Genomic DNA, 15,102 nt, shown 5'->3' on the forward strand with positions numbered 1-15,102 from the left:
GCGCCCCGGGGCGCACGCTGCTGGATTTATGTGCAATTCAGGCGGTCCAACCGCCTGCGTTAAGCCGTCCCGCCTGGCATCAGGCGGGAGTGCCTAGCGAAATTTTCAGGAGAGCAAGCTGTGACGATTCCCGCAACCGCAGTGACCACCGCCCCGTCGCGCGAAGCTGTGCCTTCCTCCGTGGGATCCCGCAGAAGTGCCAGCGTGCCAGGCGAACCAGGGACAACAGTTCAGGCTGGCAAAAAAACGGCGCCCGGGCAGGTGCAGGAGCGTGCCGCGCTGGCGGAGATCAACCAGACCCTGAGGATGGCCTCCATCGGTGTGCAGTTCGAATTCGACAAGGAGGCCGACACCATGATCGTCAAGGTGGTGGACGTGGAGAGCGGCGAGCTGATCCGGCAGATGCCATCGGAAGAGGTGGTGCGGATCTCCCGGGCGCTTGGAAGGCTGCAGGGCCTGCTGGTGCACCAGACCGTTTAACGCAAGGAATTTCAGGAGTTTTCATGGCCTCAGTTGCAAGTTTGGGTGTCGGATCGAATCTCGATCTGAGCGGTCTGCTCACCAGTCTCACCACCGCCGAGAGCCAGCCGCTGGTGATGCTGCAGAAGCAGCAGATCAGCTATACGGCGAAGCTGTCGGCTTACGGTACGTTGCAGAACGCGCTCAGCAGCTTTCAGTCGGCAGCCAGCAAGCTGGCGGACGCCACGTTGTTCCAGGGTGTCAAGGTCGCATCCAGTGCAACCGATGTGCTGACAGCCTCGGCCTCGGCAACCGGTGTCGCCGGCAGCTACTCGATTGAGGTGACCCAGCTGGCGCAGTCGCAATCGCTCGCTGCCGTCGGTGTGATGGACCCCAAGGCCGTCATCGGCAAAGGCACGGTGACCCTTGATTTCGGCAGCATCTCCGGCGGCACGCTCGACCCGGTCAGCGGCACCTACAGCGGGGCAGGCTTTTCGCCGGATGCCAGCCGCGCGGCGCAATCCATCGTGATCGACGACAGCAACAATTCGCTCGAAGGCCTGCGCGACGCCATCAACGGCAATGCCGCCATGGGGGTGACGGCCAGCATCGTCAATGACGGCGGTACATCTCCTTACCGTCTGGTCCTCAGTTCCAAACAGACGGGCGAAGCGTCAAGCATGCGCATTGCAGTGACGGGCGACGCCAGCCTGCAGACACTGTTGAACCATGATCCCTCGGCTGCCCAAGCCTTGCAGCAGACCGCAGCGGCCCGCAACGCAGCCCTCAAGGTCAACGGCATTGCCGTGACATCGAAAAGCAATACCGTGGCAGAGGCCGTTCAGGGTGTCACTATGACGCTGGCCAGGACGGGTGCCAGCACCCTGACGGTCAACCGTGATGCCGGTTCGGTGGAAAGCGCGGTCAGCAGTTTCGTCACTGCCTACAACAGCCTGCAAACCACAGCCGGCCAGCTGAGCAGATACGACACGGAAAAGCACACCGGCGCAGCGCTGGTCGGCGATTCGACATTGCGCACTATCCAGACCCGAATTCGGGCCGCACTCAATACGCCGCAGGTTGGCGAACTGAAGGTCCTGTCCAAGGTTGGTGTGAGTTTCCAGAAGGATGGAACGCTGGCCCTGGACGCCGCCAAGTTGAAGACGGCGTTTGCCGACAACCGCAGCGCTGTCGCGGAGCTGTTTGCGGGCGGAGGTGGCAGCACAGGTGTGGGCAAGCAGGTTTCGGCACTGGTCGATACCTTCACCAGTGCCAGCGGCATGCTCAATGCAGCCACCACCGGCGTCAAGACCACCCTGAAATCCCTGGACAACCAGTACGCCGCCACCGAGACCCGGGTGCAGGCCACCGTGGCGCGCTACCGGACTCAGTTTACCGAGCTCGACATGCTTGTTTCCCGCATGACTTCCACCGCCAGTTACCTGACGCAGCAGTTCACCAACATGAGTTCAAACAAATAGGCCTGAAGGTTTATGTACACCCCCTCCCATTCCTACAATTCCGGCGCGAGCGCCTACGCCAAGGTTGGCACCGAAAGCGGGGCCATGAGTGCCTCGCCTCACCAGCTGATCACCATGTTGTTCGATGGTGCGAAAACGGCCATTGCCATGGCGCGTCACCACATGGCCAACAACGAAATCAGCGCCAAGGGCCATGCCATTTCGAAGGCCATCAACATCGTCGACAACGGCCTGAAAGCGAGCCTGGATCCGGAAGCCGGCGGCATGGCCGGCGCCGAGCTGGTGGCGGATCTGTCGGCGTTTTACGACTATGTCACCCAGCGCCTTCTGTTTGCCAACCTGCGCAACGACCCTGCGCTGCTGGACGAGGCGGACCGCTTGCTGGACAACATCAGTTCCGCGTGGCGCGAAATTGATCCCCAGCAGTCGCGACTGCTGCCGGCGACTTCCCCTGAGCCAGGGGCGGCCCGTTTTTCTGCTGGAGCGTGACATGGGTTCCCAAAGTGAAGTCATGCACTGTTACGAGCAGATTGCACCGCTGACGGAACGCATGCTGATACTGGCCCGTACCAAGCAATGGGCCGAGTTGCCGGTGCTGGAAACGCAGTACAGCGGCATGGTGGATCGCCTCAGGGAGATAGAGCCCTTGCATGTGCTGGACGAAGCGCAGTTGGCGCGGAAGTACCAGTTGCTCAGCCGGATCACGGCCAATTCCAACGAGATTTTCGGTATGCTCATGCCTCAACTCACCAAGCTGGTGACGGTGATGCAGAGCCTGGAGCAGCAGCAGAGCCTTCAGCGTGCCTACGGTCAGGGCAATGTCTTGTCATGAGCGGTGTGACGCCTTTGGTCGATACCCTTTTGGCCACGCGGCTGGGTCAGCGCGTGGACCTGGTACCGCTGAAGGCGCAGGTTGAAATTGCCGGTCCTGGCGCCGTGACGAACGTCGAAAAAATCAGCAATGACGTCCGCTTGCCATCGCGCGAAGCCCTGCAGCGTCAGTTGGCGGGGGTGCTTCCCGACAGGGGTGAAAGCGCGCAGGGCAGCGCCCTGGGCCGGGCAAGCGGTGCCGTTACCCTGAGTGCTGCCGCCCGTGTGGTCAGCATCATTCTGAAGCTGCCGGCGGATGCAGCACCCGCCATTCGCGGAGTGTTACCCCTCTCGCCGCAGGTTGCCACGCTGGCGGTTCCTGCCTTGGCGGCCACGCTGGCCCGGACGGTCGCCGCCTCGGGCCTGTTTTACGAATCCCACCTGCAGCAGTATGCCGCCGGTACGCGCACGCTGGCCCAAATGGTGCAGGAACCCCAAGCCGGGCTGTCGTCTGCCGGCAGTCGCGTCATGACCGCTCCGGCTGCGCCTCTCGCAACGCCGGAGCTGGCAGCTGGCGGCGCCGGGGCTCTCCCGACGCCAGCTGTTCCGGCACCTGCCGGGGCGCTCACGGGGGCTGTCCCTGCAGTGCCTGACGTCGGTACGCCTGCGCTTGTGGTGGTGCCGCAGGATGCCGTTTCTGATTCAGCAGACAGCAGCGCCGAAGCTGGTGACCTTGCCGACCCCATGCCGCAACCATCGGGCAGGGCGGTTCACCCTGAAACAGCCGAATTTGCCGCAGCCTACAGCCGTGTGGGAATGCCGGAAAGCGGGTTGCCCACCCTTCATGGCGCTGGCGGACAGGAATTCAACGATGGGAACACTGGCAAAGGCGCCGTACCGGTTCCGGAGCGTGGCGAACCGGTCGCAGCCATTCATCCGGAGGCTGTTGCGTTGGTGCGCCAGCAGCTCGAGATGCTGACGCTGCCGGTCTTTCGCTGGAGCGGCGAAGGCTGGCCGGGCGTGCCCATGGACTGGGAAATACGCGAGGAGCGCGGTGAGCAGCCGGAACAGGCGGAGGGCCGCAGTGACGATGGTGATCTCCCGGCAGTGTCCACCTGGACCACCCGGATCACCATGCAACTGCCCAAGCTGGGCACCGTGGACCTCCGTTTGAGCCTTGCCGACACCGCGCTACGGCTGCATGTGCTGGCATCGGAAAAGACCACCGTTGCGCTGCTCGACGCTGGCCGCGATGGGTTGCCAGAGCGCTTCGATGCATTGGGGCTGCAGTTGGCCGAATTACAGATCGGCGCCTTGGCGGAAGATACCGCAGCATTGAATATTCCGGGGCCAGGCAATGCCGCTGCTTGACCCACCCCCGGGCTCCACGGCCGAAAGCTTGCTGTCCGCCAGGCCAAGCGCGGTGGCGCTCTCTGCTGCAGTCGGAAATGGTGCACCCAGGGTCGTGGCCAAGGGCTACGGCGCAACAGCTGAGGCCATCGTCCGGCGCGCGCAGGAAAGCGGGCTGTATGTCCACACTTCGGCTGATCTGGTGAAGCTGCTGATGCATGTGGACCTCGATTCCCAGATCCCTCCTAAGTTGTACTTGGCCGTCGCGCAAATGCTGGCGTGGGTGCATCAACTCGAGAGGCAGCAAAAGTAGGCCAAATAGCTATTAAGTCGCCAGGACGACATTTTAAATAATTAAAAGTTTTGTTTAGTCAGTTTGTATCACTTATCAGATCTGATAATTGACGTAAAAATGATACTCAAATGATAAATTTGACCCCTACATGTAATTTTTGAAGTCCATATGTTAAAAATCGTAAAGCCGATTTTTACTGACATAAGTGATTAGAAATTTGTGATACCGCGGAAATATGACAAAAGTACTGCTATTTGCTTTTGACTCCTCCGCAGAGAACATGACGAGATACAAGAGGAATTCAGACGTGATTGAAACTGGTACCGCCAACGAGATTGGTGATTTGAATTTGTCCTACCTGTTGCTCGCCCAGCGACTGGTCAGGGAAGATGTAGCTACTGCCATGTTCCGCTTGGGCATGAGCCGGGAGCTGGCCGACCTGCTCGGCAATCTGTCGCTGTCTCAGATAGTGAAGCTGGCAGGTTCCAGCCTGCTGCTGTGCCGCTTCAGGTTTGACGACCAACCCATTTTGTCGGCCCTGACACTGGACGGGAAGAATCTGGCCTTGCAGCAGGCGCACACCGCCATTTTGCTGTCCGGCCAGCAGGTCGAGGCGGTCCGGTGATGTTCCGCCCTGACCGCATCGCCACCGCGCTTGATATTTGCGGGAGCCTTCCTCATGGCCACTAAGAGTGTCATTCTGGAGGCACGTGAAATCCATTTGGCCATTGACCTGATCAAGCTGGGTGCCCGCCTGCAGTTCCTGGAAGCCGAAACCAGCCTGAGCCGGGACCGCCTGATCAAGTTGTACAAGGAGATCAAGGGCGCTTCACCCCCCAAAGGCTTGCTGCCTTTCTCCACCGACTGGTTCATGACCTGGCTGTCCAACATCCACTCGTCGATGTTTTACAACATCTACCGCTTCATGGTCACGCACGGGGAATGTACCCGGATTGCGGCCATCATCAAGAGCTACCGTCTCTATCTCGAGCAGGTGCAGCAGCAGGGCGGTGAGCCGGTTCTTGACTTCACAAGGGCCTGGACGCTGGTGCGCTTCTTTGACAGTGACATGCTGCAACTGAGCACCTGCACCCGTTGCACCGGTCTTTTTGTCGCCCATGCCCACGACTCCCAGTCCGGTTACGTCTGCGTGTTGTGTCGCCCCCCCTCGCGTGCGGGCAAGACACGCAAGGTCAGCTTGCAGCACGACCATGCCGACATGCCAATCGCCGTCACCGGCAACCAGCGCGCGGCGTCATCCTCGCAATGGCTGGCTGACGTGATGAACGGCGCGCGCGGGGCACAGGCGGCTGGCCTGCCAACCGCCTGATTTGAATGATTAGTGGGAGAACACTGTGCTGGTAATTGTTGGCTATCTGGTTGTGCTGGGGTCCGTGTTCGGCGGGTATGCGCTGATGGGCGGGCATTTCGGCGTGCTGTTTCAGCCTCTTGAGGTGCTGATCATTGGCGGGGCCGCCGTGGGGGCATTCGTCGCGGGCAACGACGGCAAGACCATACGCGCCACGATGAAGCAGCTTCCCAAGTTGCTGGGCAACTCCAAGAAGCACGACAAGGCGCTCTACATGGAACTGCTGGCATTGCTCTATGTGCTGCTGTCCAAGGGCCGCAAGGAAGGGATGATGGCGCTGGAATCGGACATCGACGACCCCCAGAACAGCCCCATTTTTGCCCCCTACCCGGTGATTCTGAAGGATGAGCGGGTGCTGGAGTTCATGACCGACTACCTGCGCCTGATCGTGAGTGGCAACACCGATGCGCATGAGATTGGCGAGTTGATGGAGCACGAGCTCGAAACCTACAAACACGAGGCAGAAGTTCCGGCGCACAGTCTGATGCGGGTCGGCGATGCGCTTCCGGCATTGGGCATTGTGGCTGCGGTTCTCGGCGTGGTGCACGCGCTGGCGTCTGCCGACTTGCCGCCTGCGGAGATGGGGCAATTGATCGCGCATGCGATGGTCGGCACCTTCCTCGGCATCCTGATGGCCTATGGCTTTGTGTCTCCTCTGGCCACACTGATCGAGCACAAGGTGGTCGAGTCCCTGAAGGTCTACCAGTGCATCAAGGTCACCCTGATGGCCAGCCTGAACGGCTATGCACCTCAGCTGGCCGTGGAATTCGGCCGGAAGATTCTGTGTTCGACCGAACGCCCGTCGTTTACCGAGCTTGACGAGCACGTCCGTGACGTCAAGAGCCGTTAAGGCCGGCGGGAGGAGTCTGCCATGAGCGACGCCGGCGGCAAACGTCCCATCATCATCATCAAGCGGCCGGTGCGGGCAGCCGCCCACCACGGCGGCGCATGGAAGATCGCGTTTGCCGACTTCATGACGGCCATGTTCGCGTTTTTCCTGGTCATGTGGCTGCTGAGCACCTCGTCGCCCAAGCAGCTGGCAGGCATTGCGGAGCAGTTCAAGATGCCTCTGAAAGTGGCCATCAACGGCGGCCAGAAAAGCAGCAACAGCACCAGTGTGATTCCGGGCGGCGGCTCCGACCCGACTTCCCGTGTGGACGGGGAAATAAAGAAATCCGAAGAGGAGAGCAGCAACGATTCCGATGACGTCAAGCGCCTGGAAGACCTGAAGCAGCGGCTCGACGACATGATCGAGTCCAGCCCGGTACTCAAGCAGTTCCGGCCACAGCTGTTGATTGACATCACGCCCGAAGGCCTGCGGATCCAGATCGTTGACAGCAGCAACCGGCCCATGTTCGACCGATCCAGCGCTGTGGTCGTGTCCTACATGCGGACCATCCTGCGCGAACTCGGCCCGGTGCTCAACGAACAACCCACCAAACTCACGCTCTCCGGACACACCGACGCAACGGCGTACACGCAGGGTGACAAGTCCTACAGCAATTGGGAACTTTCGGCGGACCGGGCCAACGCGTCGCGGCGGGAGTTGCTCGCCGGCGGCATGCAGGATACGAAGGTGTTGCGGGTCGTGGGGGTGTCTTCGAGTGTCCACCTGAACAAGGATGACCCGTATGCGCCGGTCAACCGCCGCATCAGCATCGTGGTGCTGAACCGCCGCGCGCAAGCAGATATCGAAAACAGCAACACCGCCACGTCCGCCCTCAAGCAGGCCAGCGTCAGGCCGGGCGGCGGCAAACAAGCCGCGGTCGACGCCCCAGCCGCAAAACCCGGAAGCCGAATCTGATCATGAACATGAAAACCGTACTGGTGGTTGACGACTCTGCCGTCATGCGCCATCTCAATTCCGCCGTGCTTCAGCAGGCTGGCTACGCCGTGTTGCTTGCCGAGGATGGCAGTGCTGCCCTGGAGCAGGTCAACAAGTCCGCCGTCGATCTGGTGCTGACCGACTGGACCATGATTCCCATGGATGGCGGCGAATTGACGCGCCAGCTGCGGCAACGGCCCGATTGCATGCAGGTGCCGATCCTGGTCCTGAGCACGGTCAGCAATGACGCCAGCAAATCAGAGGCAAGGAAAGCCGGCGCAACCGGCTGGTTGTGCAAGCCCATCGAATCCGAAACCCTTCTGGCAGTGGTGGGCAGCCTGATGGCCTGACACCGGCTTCCGCCCCGGCGTACGACATCTGTTGCCTGCCGGGGACAGACCGCACCTAACACGAGAGACCTAGAGCGATGGATATCACCCAGTTTTACCAGGCATTTTTTGAGGAGGCCGACGAGTTGCTGGCCGAAATGGAGCTGTTGCTTCTGGGGCTCGATCTGGAGGCGCCGGACAGCGAACACCTCAATGCGATTTTTCGTGCCGCGCATTCGATCAAGGGCGGCGCGGCCACGTTTGGCTTTCTCGCGCTGACGGAAACCACCCACCTGCTCGAAAACCTGTTCGACCGTGCGCGTCACGGCGAACTCAAACTGAACACCAGGCTGATGGATGCCTTTCTGGAGACCAAAGACGTGCTGCAAAAACAAATGAGTGCCTACCGGGATGGCGGCGAACCTGACCGCGAGACGGTTGTGCGAATCTGCGAGGTGCTGCGGCAACTGGCGGAGGAAGAGGGTGGATCGGCTGCCGGCGCTGCAGCCGCCCCGGCGCAGGCGGCGGCTCCCGCGCCGGCCCCGCCTGCTCCCGAGCCGGCGGCCGCCACGGACGGGCGGACGCTGAAGGTGCGCTTTCTGAAAGTCTCCGAAGGCGATTGCCGGGTACTCAGCGAGGAGTTGGCTAATCTGGGTAAGGTGACTGCGCAAACCCAGACGGAGGACAGCCTGAGCATCTGGCTCAAGACCACCTGTGAGGCTGACGACATCATTGCCGTTTGCTGCTTCATCATCGAGGCGGATCAGATGGAAATCAGCACGGAGCCCCCGGCCGCTCCCGATGCTGCAACCGTGGCCCCGGACGCCAGCGTCCCGGCGAGTCAGGCTGTTTCCCCCGAGCCGTCTGCGCTCGCGCCGGCTCCTGCCAGGCCTGCCGCGGGTGTTGCTGCGCCTCCTGCGGCCGGCAGTGCCAAGGAGTCAAGTTCCATCCGGGTGGATGTCGAAAAAGTCGACCAGATCATCAACCTGGTCGGCGAGCTCGTAATCACCCAGTCGATGCTGACGCAGACTGCTTCGACGCTGGACCCGGTGCTGCACGAGCGCCTGCTCAGCGGCATGGGCCATCTGGAGCGCAATGCCCGGGATCTGCAGGAATCGGTGATGTCGATCCGGATGATGCCCATGGACTATGTCTTCAGCCGCTTTCCGCGCCTGATTCGCGACCTGTCGGCCAAGCTCGGCAAGCAGGTCCAGCTGATCACGGTCGGCAAGGAAACGGAGCTGGACAAGAGCCTGATCGAGCGGATCATCGATCCGATCACCCACCTGGTCCGCAATAGCCTGGACCATGGCATCGAAAGTCCCGAGCAGCGCGTTTTCGCAGGCAAGGACCCGGTCGGGCGCCTGACCATGTCGGCGCAGCACCAGGGCGGCAGCATCGTGATCGAGGTCAAGGACGACGGCGGCGGGCTGGTTCGGGAAAGGATTCTGGCCAAGGCGATCCAGCAGGGCATGGCAATCAGCGAGACCATTTCCGATGACGAAGTCTGGCAGCTGATTTTTGCGCCCGGTTTTTCCACCGCAGAGGCCGTGACGGACGTGTCCGGCCGCGGAGTGGGCATGGATGTGGTGAAACGTAACATCCACGAGATGGGCGGCCATGTGGAAATCGCGTCTGCGCAGGGCAAGGGCACGACCATCAGGATCGTCCTGCCGCTAACGCTGGCCATCCTCAACGGCATGTCGGTCAAAGTTGGCAAGGAGATCTACATTCTTCCGCTGAACTACGTCATCGAATCCCTGCAGCCGCTGGAAAAGGATGTCCACTCGATCACCAGCGACGAACATGTCATGCATGTACGCGGCGAGTACCTGGCGCTGATTGAGCTGCACAAGCTGTTCGGGGTCGCCGATGCGGTGAACCATCCGATGCAGGGCATCGCGGTCATCGTGCAGGCCGACGGAACGCGTTTTGCGCTGCTGGTGGATCAGCTGGTCGGCCAGCATCAGGTGGTGGTCAAGAACCTGGAAACCAATTACCGCAAGGTGCCGGGCATTTCCGCGGCGACGATTCTGGGCGACGGCAACGTCGCGCTGATCATCGATGTCGTGGCAGTGCAGCGGATCAACCGCGAAAAGGCAGGCCAGCGGGGCTAGACGCGTCAGAGGTTCGAGCAAAAACCAGGCCGATCCTCTCTTGATGCTCAGCCAGGTTGCCCAGACCTGCAGTCTGGTGGTGATGCAGTCCCGTCCGGCATATTGGCCGCTCCCGGCGTGGCTGAAGAACCACGTTACCATGGCGGGTGAATTCAGCCGAAAAGTGTCAAATACGCTGGAAATAGTGAAATTTATGAACAAATCCACCAAAATGCGCCAGGCGCAATGTGCCGGATGCCAATCTTTCCGGACTTTCTCGTGACGCGGGACCCTCAATCTTCTGAGAGCGCCATCACGGCGAAAGAGTTTTCCAGTGACGACTACTGCGGCACCACCTATGCTGCCAAGTTGCTGGGGCTGTCGGTGGCGACGGTGCAGTCGCTGGTTGAAAGGGGAGAAATCCCGGCCTGGAAAACACTGGGTGGCCATCGCCGGCTGTCTCTGCGTGCGATCAACAACTACCTGAAGAAACACAGCCCGCAACTCACCCAGGCCGACCCCGATCCCCGGCAGCGCCTGAGCGTCCTGGTGGTGGAAGACGAAGAGTTGACCCGCGAGTTGTACCTCGCCCATTTCGACGAATGGGACCTGGCTATGGACTGCACCTTCATGCCGTCGGCCATGGAAGCGCTGATGGACATTGCCAGCATGCGGCCGGACCTGCTGATCACCGATCTGAATATGCCCGGCGTCGATGGCATCGAGATGCTGCGCAGCATCAAGCGCAACCAGCAACTGGCCGCCATGCAGATTCTGGTGATCAGCGGGTTGTCCATGGAGGCCATTCAGGCCAGGGGCGGCCTTCCGTCCGACGCCCATTTCCATGGCAAGCCAATCAATTTTGACTGGTTGCACGGGTACGTGACCGCCCTGATCGGGGCCAATCGCAAATGGCGTTGATGCGGCGCTGATTCAGCAGGTAGTGGACGAATTGGCGCCCGTTTCCGTCAATTGACCGCCGATATCATCTGAGCCACTGCGCTCCCCCGGTGGCAGCCATCGTGTCAGGCCGGTGCAAACCGGTAAATGTCATCATCGCCCAGCCGGCGCTGCAGCAGGCCCTCAAACCACAGGGTGTGCAGGTGCGCGACCGCCTCGCCCATCGCGAAGGTGGTCTGGTGCAGGTCCAGTGCACGCTTGAACATCACGGGCAGGATGTCGGCACCGCTGCAGGGGCTGGCCTGGCAGGCTTGCATGACCTCGGCCAGGCGGTCGCGGTGATGCTCGTGCAGCTGCGCAATCCGCGTGTGCAGGCCCCGGAAAGGTTTGCCGTGCGAGGGGAGGGTCAGCGTATCGGCGTGCAGCGGCGCGAACTTGTCGATGGACTGCAAAAACAGGGTCAACGGGTTGGATTCGGGCTCGGTGTCGTACACGCTGACATTGGTCGAGATGCGCGGCAACACCATGTCGCCGCTGATCAGCGTGCGGGTTTCGGCGCAGTGCAGCGCAATGTGTTCGGGGGCGTGGCCGTAGCCGCTGATGCAGGTCCAGCGGCGCCCGCCGATGCTGATGGTCTGGCCGTCCATCATGCGGTGAAAGTGCGCGGGCACGTCGGGCACCAGCCCGGGGTAGTAGTTGGCGCGCGCCCGGATTTGCGCCAGCGATTCCGGGTCGCTCAGCCCATGCGAGGCAAAAAACGCGGCGGCGCTTTCGCCGCCGAAACCGGTGCTGTTCCCGGTGGCGATGCGGGCGGTGTGGTAATCGGTGGCGCTGATCCACAGCGGCGCGTTCCAGCGCTGGCACAGCCAGTGCGCCAGGCCAATGTGGTCCGGGTGCATGTGGGTCACGATGACCCGCAGGATCGGCAGGCCTTCCAGCTCATTGGCAAAAATCTGCTCCCACTGCGCCTTGGCCTCGTCCCGGCTGACGCAGCAGTCCACCACCGTCCAGCCGGGCACGCTGCCCGCGGGGCCGGGCCGCTCGTCGCGCAGCAGCCAGAGGTTGATGTGGTCCAGCGCAAAGGGCAGGCGCATGCGCAGCCACTTGACGCCGGGGGCGACCTCCATGGCGCCGCCGGACGGCGGCAGGGCATCGCCGAAAGGGTAGTGCAGCTGGGCTTCCTGTGGATTCATCTTGTAAGATCGCCGGGTTGAATTGACGTTTACGTTAACGTAAGCTTGATTCCTGCATTACACCTGAATTACCGAGCGGCTTCACGAGGGCCCTGTCACCAGGGTTTCATCACATGGCAACCACGACCACGCACTCCATCAGCGATCTGGCCAAAGAGTTCGACCTGACCACACGCGCCATCCGTTTCTACGAAGACATGGGCCTGTTGCAGCCGCAGCGCGAGGGGCCCGGCGGGCGCAACCGCGTGTACAGCGCGCGCGACCGCACCCGGCTCAAACTCACCCTGCGCGCCAAGCGCCTGGGGCTGAGCCTGTCCGAGGCCAAGGAAATCATCGACACCTACGACAGCCCGCGCGACACCGGCCCGCAGCTGAAGAAATTCCTGGCCGTGCTGGCCCAGCACCGCAAGCAGCTCGAGGAACAGATGGCTGACCTGCAGGCCAATCTGGAAGAGGTCAGGCTCCATGAAAAGGAAGCCCGCGCCCTGCTGGCCAAGACGGCCAAAACCGCAAAATAGGCCATAATTGACGTTTACGTAAACGTCAACCAGGAACCGGCCATGGAACTTCCCCATTTCGAGCCAAGGGACCCGGGCTATGCGGCCCGCGTGCAGGACAGTTTTGCGCGCCAGGGGGCCATGGCCACGCTGGGCGCCTCACTTGGGGACATCGAGCCCGGTCGGGTCGTCATCGAACTCGATTGGGCCGCCGGGTTGAGCCAGCAGCACGGTTTTCTGCATGCCGGCATGGTGGCCACGGCGCTCGACTCGGCCTGCGGCTACGCCGGCTTCACGCTGATGCCGCTTGACGCCGGCGTGCTGACCATCGAATACAAGATCAACCTGCTGGCCCCCGCCAAGGGCCAGCGTTTTCGCATGGTCGGCCAGGTGATCAAGCCCGGGCGCACCGTTACCGTGACCGAGGGGCGCGCCTACGCCATCGACGACGGCCGCGAAAAACTCATTGCCACCATGGGCGCCACGCTGATGACCATCACCGGCCGTGACGACGTGAAAAACTGAACACAACAAAGGAGACCCTCATGAACAACCTGCCCGGACTCAACTTCCAGCTTGGCGAAGACATTGACGCGTTGCGCGATGCGGTGCGCGAATTCGCCCAGGCCGAAATCGCGCCGCGCGCTGCTGAAATAGACGCCAACGACCAGTTCCCCATGGACCTCTGGCAGAAAATGGGCAGCCTGGGCGTGCTTGGCATCACCGTCAGCGAGGAGTACGGCGGCGCCAACATGGGTTACCTGGCGCACATGATCGCGATGGAAGAAATCAGCCGCGCCAGCGCTTCCGTCGGCCTGTCCTACGGGGCGCACAGCAACCTGTGCGTCAACCAGATCAAGCGCAACGGCACCGAAGAGCAGCGCAAAAAGTACCTGCCCAAGCTGATCAGCGGCGAACATGTCGGTGCGCTGGCCATGAGTGAGCCCGGCGCCGGCAGCGACGTCATCAGCATGAAGCTGAAAGCCGAGGACAAGGGCGGCTATTACCTGCTCAACGGCAGCAAGATGTGGATCACCAACGGCCCCGATGCTGACACCCTGGTGGTCTACGCCAAGACCGAACCCGAGCTCGGCGCGCGCGGCGTCACCGCATTCCTGATTGAAAAAGACATGAAGGGATTTTCGGTCGCGCAGAAACTCGACAAATTGGGTATGCGCGGCTCGCACACCGGCGAGCTGGTCTTCAACAACGTCGAGGTGCCGGCGCAGAACATCCTGGGCGGCCTCAACAGTGGCGCCAAGGTACTCATGAGCGGGCTCGACTACGAACGTGCGGTGCTCACCGGCGGGCCGCTTGGCATCATGCAGTCCGTCATGGACAGCGTGATCCCCTACATTCACGACCGCAAGCAGTTCGGCACCAGCATCGGCGAGTTCCAGTTGATCCAGGGCAAGGTGGCCGACATGTACACCGTGCTGCAGGCCGGCCGCTCCTTTGCCTACACGGTCGCCAAAAACCTCGACCTTCTGGGCACCGAGCATGTGCGCCAGGTGCGCAAGGACTGCGCTTCCGTCATTCTCTGGTGCGCCGAAAAGGCCACCTGGATGGCCGGCGAGGGCGTGCAGATTTTCGGCGGCAACGGCTACATCAACGACTACCCGCTGGGCAGGCTCTGGCGCGATGCCAAGCTGTATGAAATTGGCGCCGGCACCAGCGAGATCCGCCGCATGCTGATCGGACGCGAGCTGTTTGCCGAGACGATGTGACTCTCTGAACTTGTCATTGCGGGCTTGACCCGCAATCCATGTAAGTGAACCAGGATGGATGCCGGATCAGGTCCGGCATGACAGCCAAAGCAGGTGAAAATGGCATTTATGACCTCTTCGATCAACGACCTCTTTTCCCACAACCGCGCCTGGGCCGAGCAGATGGAGCGGGATCGTCCCGGCTTTTTCACCAAGCTGGTCAAGCAGCAAAAGCCCAAGTACATGTGGATCGGCTGCTCCGACAGCCGCGTGCCGGCCAACCAGATCACCGGCCTGGAGCCGGGCGAGGTGTTTGTGCACCGCAACGTGGCCAACATCGTGGTGCACTCCGACCTCAACGCGCTCTCGGCCATCCAGTTCGCGGTGGACATGCTCAAGGTCGAGCACATCATGGTGGTGGGCCACTATGGTTGCGGCGGCGTGCAGGCGGCGCTGGACGGCGCACGCATCGGCCTGGCCGACAACTGGATACGCCACATCCAGGACGTGCGGCACCGCCACCGCCAGCTGCTCGACAGCCTGCCCGAGGCCTTGCGCGCCGACGCGCTGTGCGACCTCAATGTCATCGAGCAGGTGGTCAACGTCTGCGTCAGCACCGTCATGGTCGATGCCTGGGCCAAGGGCCAGAAGGTCAGCATCCACGGCTGGGCCTTTGGCGTGCACGACGGCCTGCTGCAGGACCTGAAGATGACCATTTCCGACCCCACCGATCTTGATGCGCTGTACCGCCTGGCGGTCGAGCGCGTCTGGGACTCCCGGCGCCCCGCCTGA

The 15,102-nt window shown here is 61.8% G+C and carries 18 protein-coding genes; 17 read left to right on the forward strand and 1 reads right to left on the reverse strand.

Annotation, left to right across the window (positions count from 1 at the left end):
- Positions 1-204: 204 nt before the first annotated feature.
- The 13 genes from AAG813_RS02795 to AAG813_RS02855 all read left to right on the forward strand — a co-directional run bounded on the left by AAG813_RS02795 (position 205) and on the right by AAG813_RS02855 (position 10,935).
- Positions 205-480 carry a flagellar protein FlaG gene (locus AAG813_RS02795; RefSeq protein WP_341911624.1) on the forward strand — a complete coding sequence of 92 codons (276 nt, stop codon included), beginning with the start codon at positions 205-207 and terminating at the stop codon, positions 478-480.
- A gap of 23 nt (positions 481-503) precedes the next feature.
- A complete protein-coding gene (gene fliD / locus AAG813_RS02800; protein ID WP_341911626.1) occupies positions 504-1,940 on the forward strand; it encodes a flagellar filament capping protein FliD in 1,437 nt (478 codons plus the stop codon).
- Positions 1,941-1,952: 12 nt separating this feature from the next.
- A complete protein-coding gene (gene fliS, locus AAG813_RS02805; protein WP_341911628.1) occupies positions 1,953-2,429 on the forward strand; it encodes a flagellar export chaperone FliS in 477 nt (158 codons plus the stop codon).
- Position 2,430: 1 nt separating this feature from the next.
- Positions 2,431-2,772, forward strand: a complete 342-nt coding sequence (locus tag AAG813_RS02810; protein ID WP_341911630.1) for a flagellar protein FliT — start codon at positions 2,431-2,433, stop codon at positions 2,770-2,772.
- Positions 2,769-4,121, forward strand: a complete 1,353-nt coding sequence (locus AAG813_RS02815) for a flagellar hook-length control protein FliK (RefSeq protein ID WP_341911632.1) — start codon at positions 2,769-2,771, stop codon at positions 4,119-4,121. Before AAG813_RS02810 ends, AAG813_RS02815 begins: the two co-directional genes overlap by 4 nt.
- On the forward strand, positions 4,108-4,413 hold the full coding sequence (locus tag AAG813_RS02820) for an EscU/YscU/HrcU family type III secretion system export apparatus switch protein (RefSeq protein ID WP_341911633.1): 306 nt from the start codon (positions 4,108-4,110) through the stop codon (positions 4,411-4,413). The genes AAG813_RS02815 and AAG813_RS02820 overlap by 14 nt, the downstream gene beginning before the upstream one ends.
- A gap of 262 nt (positions 4,414-4,675) precedes the next feature.
- Positions 4,676-5,020, forward strand: coding sequence for a flagellar transcriptional regulator FlhD (flhD, locus tag AAG813_RS02825; protein WP_341912129.1), 345 nt, complete (start codon positions 4,676-4,678; stop codon positions 5,018-5,020).
- Positions 5,021-5,074: 54 nt separating this feature from the next.
- Positions 5,075-5,725: a flagellar transcriptional regulator FlhC gene (gene flhC / locus AAG813_RS02830; RefSeq protein WP_341911635.1), complete on the forward strand. Its 651-nt coding sequence runs from the start codon at positions 5,075-5,077 to the stop codon at positions 5,723-5,725.
- Between the two features lie 25 nt (positions 5,726-5,750).
- Positions 5,751-6,614 (forward strand): flagellar motor stator protein MotA, encoded by an 864-nt coding sequence (gene motA, locus AAG813_RS02835; protein WP_341911636.1) that lies wholly within the window; start codon positions 5,751-5,753, stop codon positions 6,612-6,614.
- 21 nt (positions 6,615-6,635) lie between these two features.
- Positions 6,636-7,568, forward strand: coding sequence for a flagellar motor protein MotB (gene motB / locus AAG813_RS02840; RefSeq protein WP_341911638.1), 933 nt, complete (start codon positions 6,636-6,638; stop codon positions 7,566-7,568).
- Positions 7,569-7,570: 2 nt separating this feature from the next.
- Entirely contained in the window at positions 7,571-7,939 is a 369-nt protein-coding gene (locus AAG813_RS02845; RefSeq protein ID WP_341911640.1) for a response regulator, read from the forward strand.
- Between the two features lie 77 nt (positions 7,940-8,016).
- Entirely contained in the window at positions 8,017-10,035 is a 2,019-nt protein-coding gene (gene cheA / locus AAG813_RS02850) for a chemotaxis protein CheA (RefSeq protein ID WP_341911642.1), read from the forward strand.
- A 258-nt stretch (positions 10,036-10,293) separates the two neighbouring features.
- Entirely contained in the window at positions 10,294-10,935 is a 642-nt protein-coding gene (locus AAG813_RS02855; protein ID WP_341911643.1) for a response regulator, read from the forward strand.
- Positions 10,936-11,039: 104 nt separating this feature from the next.
- On the opposite strand, the gene AAG813_RS02860 is transcribed toward AAG813_RS02855, so the two are convergent.
- Positions 11,040-12,107: an MBL fold metallo-hydrolase gene (locus AAG813_RS02860; protein WP_341911645.1), complete on the reverse strand. Its 1,068-nt coding sequence runs from the start codon at positions 12,105-12,107 to the stop codon at positions 11,040-11,042.
- Positions 12,108-12,220: 113 nt separating this feature from the next.
- On the opposite strand from AAG813_RS02860, the gene AAG813_RS02865 reads away from it, so the two are divergent.
- The 4 genes from AAG813_RS02865 to can all read left to right on the forward strand — a co-directional run bounded on the left by AAG813_RS02865 (position 12,221) and on the right by can (position 15,102).
- Positions 12,221-12,625 (forward strand): MerR family DNA-binding transcriptional regulator, encoded by a 405-nt coding sequence (locus AAG813_RS02865; protein ID WP_096667450.1) that lies wholly within the window; start codon positions 12,221-12,223, stop codon positions 12,623-12,625.
- 42 nt (positions 12,626-12,667) lie between these two features.
- The gene (locus AAG813_RS02870) at positions 12,668-13,129 is read left to right on the forward strand and encodes a PaaI family thioesterase (protein WP_341911648.1); all 462 of its coding nucleotides are present in this window, start codon (positions 12,668-12,670) and stop codon (positions 13,127-13,129) included.
- A 20-nt stretch (positions 13,130-13,149) separates the two neighbouring features.
- Complete coding sequence (locus tag AAG813_RS02875) at positions 13,150-14,331, forward strand: isovaleryl-CoA dehydrogenase (RefSeq protein ID WP_341911650.1); 1,182 nt, start codon at positions 13,150-13,152, stop codon at positions 14,329-14,331.
- A gap of 108 nt (positions 14,332-14,439) precedes the next feature.
- On the forward strand, positions 14,440-15,102 hold the full coding sequence (gene can / locus AAG813_RS02880; RefSeq protein ID WP_341911652.1) for a carbonate dehydratase: 663 nt from the start codon (positions 14,440-14,442) through the stop codon (positions 15,100-15,102).

The organism is Polaromonas sp. YR568 (genome assembly GCF_943371715.1).
Classification (GTDB): Bacteria; Pseudomonadota; Gammaproteobacteria; order Burkholderiales; family Burkholderiaceae_C; genus Polaromonas.

Bases quoted from the DNA above. Each gene is read 5' to 3' on its own strand.
- fliS (WP_341911628.1), top strand. From the start codon at position 1,953: ATGTACACCCCCTCCCATTCCTACAATTCCGGCGCGAGCGCCTACGCC.
- flhC (WP_341911635.1), top strand. From the start codon at position 5,075: ATGGCCACTAAGAGTGTCATTCTGGAGGCACGTGAAATCCATTTGGCC.
- AAG813_RS02870 (WP_341911648.1), top strand. From the start codon at position 12,668: ATGGAACTTCCCCATTTCGAGCCAAGGGACCCGGGCTATGCGGCCCGC.
- cheA (WP_341911642.1), top strand. From the start codon at position 8,017: ATGGATATCACCCAGTTTTACCAGGCATTTTTTGAGGAGGCCGACGAG.
- AAG813_RS02820 (WP_341911633.1), top strand. From the start codon at position 4,108: ATGCCGCTGCTTGACCCACCCCCGGGCTCCACGGCCGAAAGCTTGCTG.
- AAG813_RS02875 (WP_341911650.1), top strand. From the start codon at position 13,150: ATGAACAACCTGCCCGGACTCAACTTCCAGCTTGGCGAAGACATTGAC.
- AAG813_RS02845 (WP_341911640.1), top strand. From the start codon at position 7,571: ATGAACATGAAAACCGTACTGGTGGTTGACGACTCTGCCGTCATGCGC.
- AAG813_RS02860 (WP_341911645.1), bottom strand. From the start codon at position 12,107: ATGAATCCACAGGAAGCCCAGCTGCACTACCCTTTCGGCGATGCCCTG.
- flhD (WP_341912129.1), top strand. From the start codon at position 4,676: ATGACGAGATACAAGAGGAATTCAGACGTGATTGAAACTGGTACCGCC.
- AAG813_RS02815 (WP_341911632.1), top strand. From the start codon at position 2,769: ATGAGCGGTGTGACGCCTTTGGTCGATACCCTTTTGGCCACGCGGCTG.
- motB (WP_341911638.1), top strand. From the start codon at position 6,636: ATGAGCGACGCCGGCGGCAAACGTCCCATCATCATCATCAAGCGGCCG.
- fliD (WP_341911626.1), top strand. From the start codon at position 504: ATGGCCTCAGTTGCAAGTTTGGGTGTCGGATCGAATCTCGATCTGAGC.
- can (WP_341911652.1), top strand. From the start codon at position 14,440: ATGACCTCTTCGATCAACGACCTCTTTTCCCACAACCGCGCCTGGGCC.
- AAG813_RS02865 (WP_096667450.1), top strand. From the start codon at position 12,221: ATGGCAACCACGACCACGCACTCCATCAGCGATCTGGCCAAAGAGTTC.
- AAG813_RS02810 (WP_341911630.1), top strand. From the start codon at position 2,431: ATGGGTTCCCAAAGTGAAGTCATGCACTGTTACGAGCAGATTGCACCG.